The sequence below is a fragment of the Phycicoccus avicenniae genome (genome assembly GCF_050496545.1).
GTDB lineage: Bacteria > Actinomycetota > Actinomycetes > Actinomycetales > Dermatophilaceae > Phycicoccus > Phycicoccus avicenniae_A.
Map to the genome: position 1 here is coordinate 1 of NZ_JBNVZV010000042.1, position 12,962 is coordinate 12,962.

Genomic DNA, 12,962 nt, shown 5'->3' on the forward strand with positions numbered 1-12,962 from the left:
GGAGGGGTGGGGTCAGCCGGCGACGAGGACGCCCTCGGGCAGGGTCTCGAGGCGGCGGGCGAGCGGCTCCGGCGGGGGTGCGTCGGTGACGACACCCGTCACGGCGTCCCAGCCGCAGAGGAGGACCGGCGCCGAGCCGACGAACTTGCTCTCGTCGACGAGCAGGACGGTGCGCTGGGCGATCGCCATGAGCGCGAGCTTGGTGGGCCGCTCGTGGTCGGTGGAGACGTAGATGCCCTGCTCGTCGACCGCCGCCGCGCCGAGCAGCAGGGTGTCGAGGCGCAGCCCGCGGGTGGCCTCGACGGTGCGCGGGCCGACGAAGGCCTGGCTGTCGGTCAGCAGCTCGCCGCCGAGGCCGACCAGCCGGCTCATGCCCCGGGCCAGGGCCAGCTGCATCACGGGCACGGAGTGCGTGACGACGGTGCCGCGGAAGTCCTGGGGCAGGGCCTGCATCGCCGCGTACGTCGTGGTGCCGGCGTCGACGGCGACGGTCGCCGAGGGGGCCAGGGCCCGCACGGCCGCCGCGCCGATGGCCCGCTTGCCGGGCGCGTGGTCCTCGGAACGGCTCGTGAACGCGGGGGAGTGCAGGGCCGGCCGCAGCCCGCTCACGCCGCCGTGGACCACACGCACGTGGCCGTCGCCGGCGAGCTTGCGCAGGTCACGGCGCACGGTCATGTCCGAGACGCCGAGCCGGCGGGTCAGCTCGGTGACGGAGACGAACCCAGCGTGCTCGACGCTCGCGAGGATGCAGCGGCGTCGGTCGGCGGCGCTCGAGGGGCGCTCGTCGTCGGTCGTGGGCATCGTCTCGGGCACGGACACGAGCATACGGGAGTTACCGACACCAATCTGTTGACTTTCCAACATTTCCCGATAAAGTTCCAACATCGATCCCCGACGAAGGAGTCCGGAGCGCATGACCGGTGGCAGCACCCTCGACGCGGTCTTCGTGGGCGTCGCGACCCTCGACGCCATCGCCCTCGTCCCGGGCTTCCCCGGGGCCGACGAGCGCGTCGTCGCCGACGAGGTGGTCTACGCGGGCGGCGGCCCGGCCGCCACCTCCGCCGTCGTCGCCGCGCGGATGGGCGTGCGCAGCGCGTTCGTCGGCACGGTCGGGGACGACGACAACGGCCGCGCCGTCCTCGACGGCCTGCGCGCCGAGGGCGTCGACGTCAGCGGGGTCAGCGTCGCCGCCGGCACCGCCACCGCGGCGAGCGTCGTCGTCGTCGACCGGAGCCGCGGCACCCGCGCCATCTGCAACCGGCCCGCCCCGCGCGTCGACGTCTCGCGCGGCGCCGACGTCCTCGCCGCCGCACCGGTGGTCCACGCCGACCACGCCGGCTGGGAGCCGCTCCGGCGCTCCGGCCTCCTGCGGGCCGGGCAGCTCCTCTCCCTCGACGCCGGCAACGACGTCCCCGGCCTCGACCTCGCGGCCGTCGACCTCTACGTCCCCACCGTCGAGGCCCTCGCCCGGCGGTACGGCACCGGGCTCGCGGTCGAGGAGCTGCTCGCGGCCGCCGTCGCCGAGGGCGCCCGCACGGTCGTGGCCACCGACGGCTCGCGCGGCTCCTCCGCCCTCACCGCCGACGGGCGCGCGGCGCACGCCCCCGCCCACCGCGTCGACGTCGTGAGCACCCTCGGCGCGGGCGACGTCTTCCACGGCGCGCTCGTCACCGCCGTCGTCCACGGCCTCCCGCTCCCCGAGCAGCTCGCCTTCGCCAACGTCACCGCGGCGCTGTCCTGCCGCGGACTCGACGGGCGCTCGCGGATCCCCGGCCTCGACGAGGTCCGGGCCGCACTCGCTCCCGCCCACTCGTGACGCCGTCACCCCGCCCGACCACCACCACCGACCCCGCAGCCCAGGAGACCCCGATGACCGACCCGACCTCGACCCCCACCCGGTTCGGCCTCGACGCCGTCGCCCGCCCCGGCGGCGGGTTCGCGATGCTGGCCGTCGACCAGCGCGAGGCGATGCGCGCGATGTTCGCCGAGCACCAGGAGGCACCGGTCACCGACGAGCGGCTGCGCGACTTCAAGGTCGCCGCGACCCGCATCCTCACGCCGCACGCCTCGGCCGTCCTCGTGGACAAGCAGTTCGCCTTCGACGCCGTCGTGGACGCGCAGGCCGTCGCCCCCTCGTGCGGGCTCATCGCCGCGGCCGACCACTTCGTCGCCGGCAACGGCGAGTTCGTCACCGCCGTCGAGATCGACCGTGGCGTCGACCCCGCCGCCGTCCGCGAGCAGGGCGCCGTCGCGATGAAGCTCCTCGTGATCCACCGCCCAGACGAGCCGGCCGCCGCGCGCGTCGCGATGGTCGAGGAGTTCGTCGAGCGCTGCCGGGTGGCCGGCCTCGTCAGCATCATCGAGCCCGTGGCCAAGGCCCCTCGCGGCGGCGGCGAGTGGGACTGGGACGGCTGCGTCGTCGAGGCCGCGCGTGAGCTCGGCTCGCTCGGCGCCGACCTCTACAAGGCCGAGGTCCCGCGCAAGGGCGAGGGCGCCGAGGACGACATCCGCCGGGCCTGCGCGCAGATCACCGAGGCCGTCTCCTCGCCGTGGGTCGTCCTCTCCTCGGGCGTCCCGGCCGAGCTCTTCCCGCGGGCCGTCGAGCTCGCCTGCCGCGAGGGCGCCTCGGGCTTCCTCGCCGGGCGCGCGGTGTGGGCCTCGGTCATCGGCAGCGACGACGTCGAGCGCGACCTCCACGAGGTCTCCGTCCCGCGCCTGCAGCACCTCGCGGGGATCGTCGACGGGCTGGTCCGCCGATGAGCGCCCGGGCCCCCCGCGTCGTCCTCGTGGCGACCGCGCGCCCGACCTTCGCCGTCGACGTCGCGGAGAAGCTGGCCACCGAGGCGCGCTCCCTGCTCGTCGACCTCGGCGCCGAGGTCACCGGCCCGGTCGGCCTCGTCATGACGCCGGAGGACGTCGCCGCCGCGAAGCGCTTCGTCGCCGAGCCCGCCGACCTCGTCGTCAACGTGTGTGCCTCGTTCTCCGACGCCACCCCCGCCCTCGAGCTGTACGGCGACCTCGACACCCCGGTTCTCCTGTGGTCCTTCCGCGAGCCGGGCCCGGTCGGGGACCGCCTGTGGCTCAACTCGATGTGCGGCGCCAACCTGTTCGGCCACGCCCTCGTCGTGCACGCCGGGCGCACCCCGCGGCTCCTCCTCGGCGACCCGCACGAGGAGCAGACCCGCGCCACGCTCGCGGCCGCCCTGGCCGGCGACCTCCCGCCGGTCGTCCCGGTGCCCACGACGCGCGGCCCGCGCGCCGACCGCGCCGAGGTCGAGCCTGCGCTCGCCGGCCTGCGCGGCCGCCGCCTCGGGCTCGTCGGCGACGCGCCCCCCGGCTTCACCCCGAGCCGCTACGACGGCGACCTCCTCACCGAGCTGTTCGGCCTCGAGGTCGAGGAGCTGACCGTGGAGCGGATGTTCTCGCGCATCGAGGAGGTCGAGGACGCCGCGGCCCGGCAGGAGCACGACGCCGCGCTCGCCGCCCAGCCGAGCCTCGCCGCCGTCGACGCCGGCCAGGCCCTCACCTCGGCCCGGATCACCACGGCGATGCGCGACTGGCGCGACGTCGGGTCGCTCTCCGGCCTGGCCATCCGCTGCTGGCCCGAGTTCCCGACCGAGCTCGGCGCCTGCCCCTGCTCCTCGCTCTCGCGGGTCGCCGACGAGGGCACCCCGACCGCGTGCGAGCGCGACGTGTACGGCGCCGTGACGATGCTCCTGATGGAGGCCCTCGGCGCGGGCACGACCTACCTCGTCGACACCGTCGAGCTCGTCGCCGAGGACAACGTCGTCCGGCTGTGGCACTGCGGCGCCGCGGCCACCTCGCTCGCCGCGGACCCGGCCCAGGCCACCCAGGCGACGCACTGCAACCGCAAGCTCGGCGTCGCCGGCGACTTCCCCCTGCGCACCGGGCCGGTCTGCCTCGCGCGGCTCACCGAGGACCCCGAGCGGCCCGGCCGGCTGCGCCTCCTGCTCGCAGCGGGCGAGTCGGTGTCCGAGCCGAACCGCTTCCAGGGCAACACCGCCGCCGTCCGCCTCACCGCCGACGCCCCGACCTTCGTCACCGGTCTCGTGACCGGCGGCTTCCCCCACCACACGGTCATCGCCTGGACCGACGTCCGCCCGCAGCTGCGAGCGGTCGCCGACCTGCTCGACATCGCCGTCGTGGACTGGGACACCACCGCAGGAACCGAAGGAGACGACGATGTCTGACCCGCGCACCACGACCCGCCGCCGGCTGCTGTCCGGTCTCGGCGCCCTCGGCGTCGGAGGCGCCCTCTCGGCCTGCGTCGGTCCGACGATCACCGGGCGCGGCACCGGTGCCTCCGCCGGTGCCGAGGCCGCCGTCCTGCCCGCGGTCTCCGCCGACAAGGCGACCGGCACGGTCTCGTTCGCGCACTGGCGGGCCGAGGACAAGGCCGTCTTCGACACGCTCATCGCCGAGTTCCGCACGCAGAACCCCGACGCGAACGTGGTCCAGGACGTCGCGCCCTCGAACGACTACCAGAGCACCGCTCTCCAGAAGATCCGCGGCGGCCAGATCGGCACCGCGTTCGTGGCCTTCCGCGGCGCCCAGTTCGTCGCGATGAACAAGGCGGGCATCTACGCCGGCCTCGGCGCCCAGCCCTTCGTCGACGGCTACTTCGCCGAGCTCGTGAAGGCCGGGCAGGCGCCGAGCCGAGCGCAGATGGGCCTGCCGTACCAGCTCGTCTTCAACATGCCGATCTACAACGAGGACGCCTTCGAGCAGGCCGGGATCTCCGAGGCCCCGAAGGACTGGGACGGCTTCCTCGCGCTGTGCGAGGCCCTCAAGGGCAAGGGCCTGGTCCCCATCGCGTGGCCGGGCGGCGAGCCGGCCAACTCGGGTCAGCTCATCAACTCGATGGTCATGAACGCGATGCCCACCGACACCGCCTTCGCCGACATCGAGGCCGGCCGGGGCAAGGTCACCGACGACTGGTTCCTCCAGGTGCTCGGCCAGTACAAGCAGCTCGCGCCGTACTTCGAGCCGAACTCGACCGGCACGAGCTCCGAGCCCCTCCAGCAGCTCTTCGCCAGCGGGAAGGCCGCGATGCTCGCCACGGGGTCCTTCCACGTCAGCGCCGTCCGCAAGCTCGGCGCAGAGTTCCCCATCGGGCTCGTCGCGCCGATCACCGTCGCGGCCGACAAGGCCCGCTACGAGGGCGTGTACAACGCGACCTTCATCCTCGGCGTCAACGCCGCGGGGGAGGGCCAGCAGGCGGCCCTGAAGTGGCTGGAGTTCCTCTCGGACCCGGTGAACGCCGCGACGTACGCCAACGGCACCGCCCAGCACGTCACCGTCAAGGACGTCGACTACACCAACGCCGACCTGAAGCACACAGCACCGTGGCTGGAGAAGAAGACGATGCTCGCGCCGCGCTTCCAGTTCAACGACCTCGACATCCGCGCCGCCGTCGAGGCCGCGTGCGTCGCCGTCGTGTCGGGGACGTCCCCGGACCAGGCGGCCTCCGAGGCCCAGGGCGTCATCGACCAGAAGCTGCGCTGACCATGTCGACCACCCTCACCCCGCAGACCCCGGCGGCCGCCCGCCCGGGTGACCGGACCCCGGCCCGCACCGGGGGGCGCCGCGACCCGAACCGGCCGCACCCCGCGCTGTGGCTCTTCCCGGTGCCGGCGCTGCTCCTCTACGTGACGTTCTTCGTCGTCCCGACCGTCCAGGGCGTCGTCTACGCCGTCACCGACTGGGACGGCTTCAGCCCCACGGCCGCGTTCGTCGGCGCCGACAACTTCACGAACATCGCGACGAACGACAGCCTGTTCCGCAACGCGCTGTTCAACAACCTCAAGTTCATGCTCGTCGTGGTCGTCGTGCAGACCGTGTTCTCGCTCGCGCTCGCCGTCTTCCTGACGAAGAACAGCAAGTCCTCGGTGGCGCTGCGGTCGATCTTCTTCTTCCCGACGATCCTCTCCAGCGTCAGCGTCGCCTTCGTCTGGAAGTTCGTCTACGACCCGAACTTCGGTCTCGTGAACTCGGTCCTCGGCGCGCTCGGCCTCGACCGCTTCCAGGGTGCCTTCCTCGGCAACGACTCCCAGGCCATCTACTGGGTCGCGCTCACCCAGGTGTGGTTCCACGTCGGCCAGATGATGATCATCTACGTCGCCGGGCTGCAGGCCATCCCCGCCGAGCTCTACGAGTCGGCCCAGACCGACGGCGCCACCCGCTGGCAGCAGTTCCGGCACGTCACCCTGCCGATGGTCGCCCCGGCCACCGCCGTCGTCATGGCCTACACGACCGTCCAGTCGTTCAAGGCCTTCGACCTCATCCTCGGTCTCGGCGGCAATCCGCCGAAGGGCTCGCTCGACATCCTGTCGACGCGCATCTACTCGGGCTTCGCCAACTCCGACTTCGGTTACGCCGCAGCCGAGTCGCTCGTCTTCATGGCGCTCATCGCCACCATCACCTGGCTCCAGCGCCGGGCCGTCAAGGCCAGCAGCCCGGACGCGTGAGGAGAGAACCGTGACCTACACCCTGACCCGTCGCGCCGTGCTCGGCGTCTACGCCGTGCTCGTCCTCGTCCCGCTCGTCGTCGTGGTCTTCGGATCCTTCAAGACGAGCCAGGACCTCTTCGCCTCGCCGTTCGCGCCGCCGACCGACTGGCAGCTCGACAACTACCAGACCGTCGTGGGGGAGTCCGGCCTCGGCGTCGCGTTCCGCAACAGCGTCGTCGTCACCGCGCTGTCGGTGCCGCTCACGCTCTTCGTCGCGAGCCTGGCCTCCTACGGCATCAGCCGCACCCGGGGCTGGAAGAGCGGGCTGCTCTTCGGCTTCATCGTCCTCGGGATGGCCGTGCCGGCGCAGGCCAACATGATCCCGCAGTACGTCCAGTTCGAGACCTTCGGGCTGACCAACAGCCTCCTCGGGCTCGTCCTCATCAACATCGTCGTCACCCTGCCGATCGCGGTCTTCATCCTCACCGGCTTCCTAAAGACCCTCCCCAAGGAGCTCTTCGAGGCCGCGGCCGTCGACGGCTCCGGGCCGTGGCGCACCTACCGCTCGGTCGTCGTGCCGGTGTCGGTCCCCTCGCTCGCGGCGACGGCGATCTTCCTCTTCGTCATCCACTGGAACGACCTGCTCTACCCGCTGCTCTTCATCAACGAGGCCGACAAGCGCACCATCCCCGTCGCCCTCCTGTCCTTCCAGGGCGAGTTCCTCACCGACTACCCGCTGCTGTTCACCGGTGTCGTCGTCGCCTCCGCGCCGATCGTCATCACCTACGTGTTCCTGCAGCGCTACTTCGTCGCCGGCATCACCGCCGGCGCCGTGAAGGGCTGAGCATGACGCACACCGAAGGCACCACCGGATCCGTCCTCCTGCGCCGGGTCCGCGGCGCCGAGGCCGACGGGCACAGCGTCCGGCTCGCCGTCGACGCCCTGCCCGGCGTCCAGCTCGGGATGATGCCCGGCTGGCTGACCGGCGAGCCGCTCGAGGAGCAGGGCGTCGAGACGCAGATGCCGAACCTGCCCGACATCGAGCTGCCGCCCACCGACGTCCGGCCCTTCGAGGTCGTGGTCGCCGCCCCGCTGCCCGGCACGCTGCGTCTCGTGCTCGCCCCCGCGGGTGACCCGACGCTCGCCGACGACGGCACCGGCCTCGGCATCGTCGTCGACGCCGGCCCCGACCCGCAGCCGCTGGCCGCCGAGGAGGAGGCCGACCGGGTCGTCGTGACCACGCCCGCCCTGCGCCTCGAGGTGGGGCGGGCGCCGTTCACCCTCCGGCTGCTCGACCGCGCCACCGGGGCGACGGTCCTGCGCACCGCCGACCGGCTGCGCCAGGTCGCCGGGCTCCTCACCGCGCCATCTGTCGTCGCGAGCGACGGCACGACGACCCTCAACCTCGAGCTCGGGCCGGACGAGGACGTCCTCGGCTTCGGCGAGCAGTTCGGCCGGCTCGTCAAGAACGGCCAGCTCCTCACCCTGCGCAGCGAGGACGCATGCGGCACCGGAACCGGGCTCGCGTACAAGCCGGTCCCGTTGTGGCACAGCTCCTTCGGTTACACGGGCTTCCTCAACACCGGCGCGGTCGTCACCGCCGACGTGGGTCACTCCCGGCCCTCCGTCCTCTCCCTCGGCGTGGCCGACGCCGCCGTCGACCTCTACGTCGTCGCCGGGGAGGAGCCCGCCGCGCGGCTGTCCGCCTACACCGCCCTCACCGGCCGCGCCGACGTGCCGGAGCCGTGGGCCTTCGGCTACTGGATGGGACGCTGCCGCTACCACTCGCGCGAGGAGGTGCTCGAGGTTGCGCGCGGCACCCGCGAGCACGCCGTGCCGATGGACGTCCTGCACCTCGACCCCGACTGGCTGGTCGTCGACCGGCTCAACACCGACTTCATCTGGAACGAGGAGCGGTTCGGGCAGCGCAAGCAGCTCGTCGAGGACCTCGCCGAGCAGGGCCTACGGCTCTCGGTCTGGGAGCTGCCCTACCTCGACCCCGCCTCGCCGGTCTTCGAGGAGGCGGAGCGGGCGGGCTACCTCGTGCGGCGCCTCGACGGCAGCCTCGCGGGCATCCAGAAGACGCCGACGCCCGACGGGCGGATGCGTGCCCTCGTCGACTTCACCAACCCCGCGGCGAAGCGGTGGTGGCAGGAGATGCACCGCGAGTTCCTCGCCGACGGGGTCGCCGTCTTCAAGACCGACTTCGGTGAGGCGCTGCCCGACGACGTCGCGCTCTTCGACGGCACGCCGCCCCACCAGGCGCACAACCTCTACCCCTTGCGCTACAACGGCGCCGTCTCCGAGGCCATCCGTGAGTTCACCGGGCGGTCGCCCCTCGTGTGGGGCCGCAGCGGCTGGGCGGGCTCGCACCGGTACCCCGGTCAGTGGGGCGGTGACGCCGAGTCGACGGTCGCCGGGATGCAGGCGACGGTCCGGGGCGGTCTCTCCTACGCGATGAGCGCGCCGGGCTTCTGGAGCCACGACATCGGCGGCTTCTTCGGGCCCGAGCTGAGCCCGGAGCTCTACGTCCGCTGGACCCAGATGGGCGCCCTCTCCCCGCTGATGCGGGCCCACGGGCTGCGGCCGCGCGAGCCGTGGGCCTTCGGCGAGCGGGCGCTCGACGTCTGCCGCGACTGGGTGCGGCTGCGCTACTCGCTGCTGCCCTACCTCTGGCAGGTCGCCCGCGAGTCCGCCGCGAACGGCTGGCCGGTGATGCGCCCGCTCGGCTTCCACTTCCCGCACGACCGGGTCGCCCGCAGCGTCGACGACGCCTTCCTGCTCGGCCGCGACCTCCTCGTCGTCCCGGTCTTCGACGACGGGCCGGATCCGGTGCGGCGCACCTTCTTCGTGCCCGAGGGCGAGTGGTTCGACCTGCACGACGACTCGCGGTACGTCGGGCCCGGCTTCCACACCGTCGACGTGCCGCTGGAGTCGATGCCGGTCCTCGTGCGGGGCGGCGCCGTCCTGCCACGGGTCGAGGTCGACGCATCCGTCCGGTGCGTCGACGACCTCGCGGGCCGGGAGTGGACGCTGCACGCCTACGGCGACGTCACGCCCGAGGACCTCGCCGCCGCCGCGCCCACCGGCTTCGACGGGCGACCGGCCACGCTCGCGGCCGACCCGGTGCGCCATGGCCGCTGACCCCCGGCGGGCCGACCTCGGCGAGAAGCTGGTCGCCCTGCGCGACCTCGCCACCCGGCTCGACGTGGACACCCTCGTGCTGCGGGAGCCGGCCAACCTCACCTGGCTGCTCGGCGCGCGGGTCAACGTCCCGCAGACGCTCGACACCGCCTGCCTCGACGTCGTCGTGCATCTCGCGGGTGAGGGCGACCCGCGCCTCGTCGTCGTGACGAACGCGATCGAGGCGCCGCGGCTGCGCGACACCGAGCTGGCCGGCCTCGACGGCACCGTCGACGTCGCGTGGGAGGTCGTGCCCTGGTGGGAGGGTCGGGACGCCCGGCTCCCGACGGGCGACCGGGTGGCCGCCGACCGCCCCGCCGGCGAGCTCCGTTCCGCCGCAGACGGGCTCGCGGCCCTGCGGAGGCGGCTCACGAGCGTGCAGCAGGCCACGATGGCCGAGGTCTGCCGCGACGCGGCGGCGGCCGCCACCGCCGCCGCCCGGGTCGTCGAGCCGACGTCGACGGGCTACGCCGCCGCCGGCGTCCTCGCCCGCGAGCTGCTCGACCGAGGGCTCGACCCCGTCGTGCTCCTTATCGGCGGCGCGCCGCACCTCGAGGCCCACCGCCACCCGCTGCCGCTCGCCGAGCCCGTCGGCGAGCGGGTGCTCCTCGTCGCCTGCGGCCGACGGCAGGGGCTGGTCGCGAGCGTCAGCCGCATCGTCTCCTTCGGTGAGGTCCCGGCGGCGGAGCGGGGCGCCTACGAGCGGCTGCTGCGCGTCGAGCAGACCTTCCTCGACGCCTCCGTCGTCGGCGCCCGGCTCGGCGACGTCGCCGCGGCCGGCTGCGCGGCCTACGCGGAGCAGGGCTTCGCCGCCGACGAGTGGCACCGCCACCACCAGGGCGGCCTGAGCGGGTTCGTGCCACGGGAGTTCCCGGCCCACCGTGACAGCGACGTCGTCCTCGAGGACGGGAGCGTCGTCGCGTGGAACCCCAGCGCGGCCGGATGGAAGGTCGAGGACACCACCCTCGTCCTCGCGGGCGGCCCGCGGCCGCTGGTCGCCGACAAGGACTGGCCGACCCTCGACGTCGGGGGGCGCCGCCGCCCCGACGTCCTCGTCCGATGACCACCCCGACCGTGCCCCACCCCACCCCCTCGATCAGGAGACCCCTCGTGACCACCACCGCAGCCCACCTCGTCGCCGGCGCCTGGGAGGAGGGCGAGAGCGCGCTCGAGGTGACCAACCCGGCCGACGGGTCGCTCGTCGGCGAGGTCGCCTGGGGCGACGCCGGCACCGCGCGCCGGGCCGCCGACGCCGCCGCGTCGGCCTTCGGCGCCTGGTCCGACCTCCCGGCCCGCCGCCGGTCCGACATCCTCCTCGAGGCCTCCCGGCTCCTCGCCGAGCGGGCCGACGAGCTCGGGCTGCTCCTCGCCCGAGAGGCCGGCAAGCGCCTCCCGGAGGCGGTCGGCGAGATCGCCTTCAGCGCCGAGTACCTGCGCTGGTTCGCCGAGCAGGCCCGGCGCCCCTCGGGCGAGGTCTTCCCCCACGAGGCGGCCGACCGCCGGCACCTGTCGATCCGCCGGCCGGTGGGGGTCGTCGCCTCGCTGACCCCGTGGAACTTTCCCTGCTCCATCCAGGCCCGCAAGCTCGCGCCGGCGCTCGCGGCCGGCTGCACCGTCGTCGCCCGCGTCTCGGAGAAGGCCCCCTTGGCCGTGACCGGGATGGTCCGGGCGCTGGTCGACGCCGGCGTCCCGGACGGGGTGGTCAACCTCGTCCACGGCCCGGCCCGTGAGGTGACCCAGGCCCTCCTCGACCACGAGGCGGTCCGGGCGGTCACCTTCACCGGCTCGACCCCCGTCGGCCGCGAGATCATGACCGGCGCCGCGCGCCGGGTGGTCCGCCCGCTCCTCGAGCTCGGCGGGGACGCGCCGTTCGTCGTCTTCCCGGACGCCGACCTCGACGCCGCGGTCGAGGGCGCGCTCCTCGCGAAGTTCCGCAACACCGGCCAGTCGTGCATCGCCGCCAACCGCTTCTACGTCCACGAGGACGTCCACGACGCCTTCCTCGAGCGGCTCGTCCCGCGGGTCGACGCGATGGTCGTCGGTGACGGGCTCGCCGACCCCTGCCCCGACCTCGGCCCCGTCATCGACACCTCACGGGTCGAGGCGGTCGACGCGCTCGTCGAGGAGGCGCTCTCCCTCGGTGCCTCCCGGCTCACCGCCGAGCGCGAGCTGCCGGAGCACGGGACCTACCTGGCCCCGACCCTGCTCACCGACGTCCCCGACACGGCGCGGATCGCCCGCGAGGAGGTCTTCGGGCCCGCGGCCGCGGTGCTGCGCTTCCGCGACACCGACGAGGTCGTGGCCCGGGCCAACCGCACCGAGATGGGCCTGGCAGCCTACGTGTGGTCCTCCGACGTCGCGCGCTGCTGGCGCCTCGGCGAGCGGCTCGAGGCGGGCATCGTCGGCGTCAACAACGCACTGCCGTCGGTGGCCTTCGCGCCGATGGGCGGGGTCAAGCAGTCCGGCCTCGGCCGCGAGGGGGCCTCCCTCGGGCTCGAGGAGTTCGAGGACGTGCGCTACCTCGCGCTCGGTCTCTAAGCCCGTGCCGACACCGGAGGTCCCGGGCGCGTGAGCACCGAGCTCGTGCTGCTGCCGCTGAGCGTGATGGCCGGCGCCCTGACCCAGCGGGTCACCGGGATCGGCTTCGCCCTCGTCTGCGCACCCCTGCTCGTCCTCGTCGCCGGGCCGTTCGAGGGCGTCCTCCTCGCCAACCTCCTCGGGCTGCTCGTGAGCGCCGTCGTCCTCGCCGCGCACTGGCGGGACGCGCAGTGGCGGCGCGGGCTGCTCCTCGCGGTGCCGGCGCTGGTCGCCATCCCGCCCGGCGCGTGGGTGGCCCGGCACGTGCCCGCCCCGCAGCTCATGGTGGTCATCGGCACCCTGGTGATCCTGGCGCTCGGAGCGGTCGTGCTCAGCGAGCGCGCGCGCATCCTCCGCGGCCGTGGAGGGGCGGTCGTGGCGGGCGGCGCGAGCGGGTTCATGAACGTGACGGCCGGGGTCGGCGGGCCGGCGATCGTCCTGTACGCCGTGAGCACGTCGTGGGAGCACCGCCGCTTCGTCGCGACCTTCCAGCTCTTCTCCATCGTCACCAACTGCGCCTCGCTGCTGGCCAAGGGCGGGCTTCCGCGGCTGCCCGCCGAGGCGCTCGCGGTCTCCCTGGGTGGGCTCGCGGTGGGACTGCTCGGCGGCCAGTGGCTGGCCCGGCACGTCGACCACGCGGCGGCCCGGCGGCTGGCCGTCGGCCTGGCCCTCGCCGGCGCGACCTTCACCGTCGTCAAGGGTGCCCTGGCCTGGTGAGCCCGGCGAACCGAC

General features: G+C 73.9%; 11 protein-coding genes. 10 read left to right on the forward strand and 1 reads right to left on the reverse strand.

Translation table 11 applies throughout. The annotated features are described in order from the left end of the window. Positions 1-12 precede the first annotated feature (12 nt). On the reverse strand, positions 13-813 hold the full coding sequence (locus ACQZ2A_RS20805) for a DeoR/GlpR family DNA-binding transcription regulator (protein WP_430214770.1): 801 nt from the start codon (positions 811-813) through the stop codon (positions 13-15). 100 nt (positions 814-913) lie between these two features. Here ACQZ2A_RS20805 and ACQZ2A_RS20810 point away from each other — a divergent pair, with 100 nt between their 5' ends. From ACQZ2A_RS20810 to ACQZ2A_RS20855, 10 genes are read left to right on the forward strand one after another with little or no spacing between them, the layout of a single operon-like run. Continuing rightward, positions 914-1,816 carry a PfkB family carbohydrate kinase gene (locus ACQZ2A_RS20810; protein ID WP_430214771.1) on the forward strand — a complete coding sequence of 301 codons (903 nt, stop codon included), beginning with the start codon at positions 914-916 and terminating at the stop codon, positions 1,814-1,816. 53 nt (positions 1,817-1,869) lie between these two features. Next, the gene (locus tag ACQZ2A_RS20815; RefSeq protein ID WP_430214772.1) at positions 1,870-2,760 is read left to right on the forward strand and encodes an aldolase; all 891 of its coding nucleotides are present in this window, start codon (positions 1,870-1,872) and stop codon (positions 2,758-2,760) included. Then, on the forward strand, positions 2,757-4,211 hold the full coding sequence (locus ACQZ2A_RS20820) for a hypothetical protein (protein WP_430214774.1): 1,455 nt from the start codon (positions 2,757-2,759) through the stop codon (positions 4,209-4,211). The genes ACQZ2A_RS20815 and ACQZ2A_RS20820 overlap by 4 nt, the downstream gene beginning before the upstream one ends. Continuing rightward, positions 4,204-5,526: an ABC transporter substrate-binding protein gene (locus ACQZ2A_RS20825; RefSeq protein WP_430214775.1), complete on the forward strand. Its 1,323-nt coding sequence runs from the start codon at positions 4,204-4,206 to the stop codon at positions 5,524-5,526. The genes ACQZ2A_RS20820 and ACQZ2A_RS20825 overlap by 8 nt, the downstream gene beginning before the upstream one ends. A 2-nt stretch (positions 5,527-5,528) precedes the next feature. Further along, complete coding sequence (locus ACQZ2A_RS20830) at positions 5,529-6,488, forward strand: carbohydrate ABC transporter permease (protein WP_430214777.1); 960 nt, start codon at positions 5,529-5,531, stop codon at positions 6,486-6,488. Between the two features lie 10 nt (positions 6,489-6,498). Next, positions 6,499-7,314: a carbohydrate ABC transporter permease gene (locus ACQZ2A_RS20835; RefSeq protein ID WP_430214779.1), complete on the forward strand. Its 816-nt coding sequence runs from the start codon at positions 6,499-6,501 to the stop codon at positions 7,312-7,314. 2 nt (positions 7,315-7,316) lie between these two features. Continuing rightward, positions 7,317-9,614, forward strand: coding sequence for a TIM-barrel domain-containing protein (locus tag ACQZ2A_RS20840; RefSeq protein WP_430214780.1), 2,298 nt, complete (start codon positions 7,317-7,319; stop codon positions 9,612-9,614). Next, positions 9,604-10,716 carry a M24 family metallopeptidase gene (locus ACQZ2A_RS20845; RefSeq protein ID WP_430214782.1) on the forward strand — a complete coding sequence of 371 codons (1,113 nt, stop codon included), beginning with the start codon at positions 9,604-9,606 and terminating at the stop codon, positions 10,714-10,716. Before ACQZ2A_RS20840 ends, ACQZ2A_RS20845 begins: the two co-directional genes overlap by 11 nt. 47 nt (positions 10,717-10,763) lie before the next feature. After that, positions 10,764-12,191: an NAD-dependent succinate-semialdehyde dehydrogenase gene (locus ACQZ2A_RS20850; RefSeq protein WP_430214784.1), complete on the forward strand. Its 1,428-nt coding sequence runs from the start codon at positions 10,764-10,766 to the stop codon at positions 12,189-12,191. A gap of 30 nt (positions 12,192-12,221) precedes the next feature. Then, positions 12,222-12,947, forward strand: coding sequence for a sulfite exporter TauE/SafE family protein (locus ACQZ2A_RS20855; RefSeq protein WP_430214785.1), 726 nt, complete (start codon positions 12,222-12,224; stop codon positions 12,945-12,947). The last annotated feature ends 15 nt before the right edge of the window (positions 12,948-12,962 follow it).

Bases quoted from the DNA above. Each gene is read 5' to 3' on its own strand.
- ACQZ2A_RS20810 (WP_430214771.1), top strand. From the start codon at position 914: ATGACCGGTGGCAGCACCCTCGACGCGGTCTTCGTGGGCGTCGCGACC.
- ACQZ2A_RS20815 (WP_430214772.1), top strand. From the start codon at position 1,870: ATGACCGACCCGACCTCGACCCCCACCCGGTTCGGCCTCGACGCCGTC.
- ACQZ2A_RS20820 (WP_430214774.1), top strand. From the start codon at position 2,757: ATGAGCGCCCGGGCCCCCCGCGTCGTCCTCGTGGCGACCGCGCGCCCG.
- ACQZ2A_RS20825 (WP_430214775.1), top strand. From the start codon at position 4,204: ATGTCTGACCCGCGCACCACGACCCGCCGCCGGCTGCTGTCCGGTCTC.
- ACQZ2A_RS20830 (WP_430214777.1), top strand. From the start codon at position 5,529: ATGTCGACCACCCTCACCCCGCAGACCCCGGCGGCCGCCCGCCCGGGT.
- ACQZ2A_RS20840 (WP_430214780.1), top strand. From the start codon at position 7,317: ATGACGCACACCGAAGGCACCACCGGATCCGTCCTCCTGCGCCGGGTC.
- ACQZ2A_RS20845 (WP_430214782.1), top strand. From the start codon at position 9,604: ATGGCCGCTGACCCCCGGCGGGCCGACCTCGGCGAGAAGCTGGTCGCC.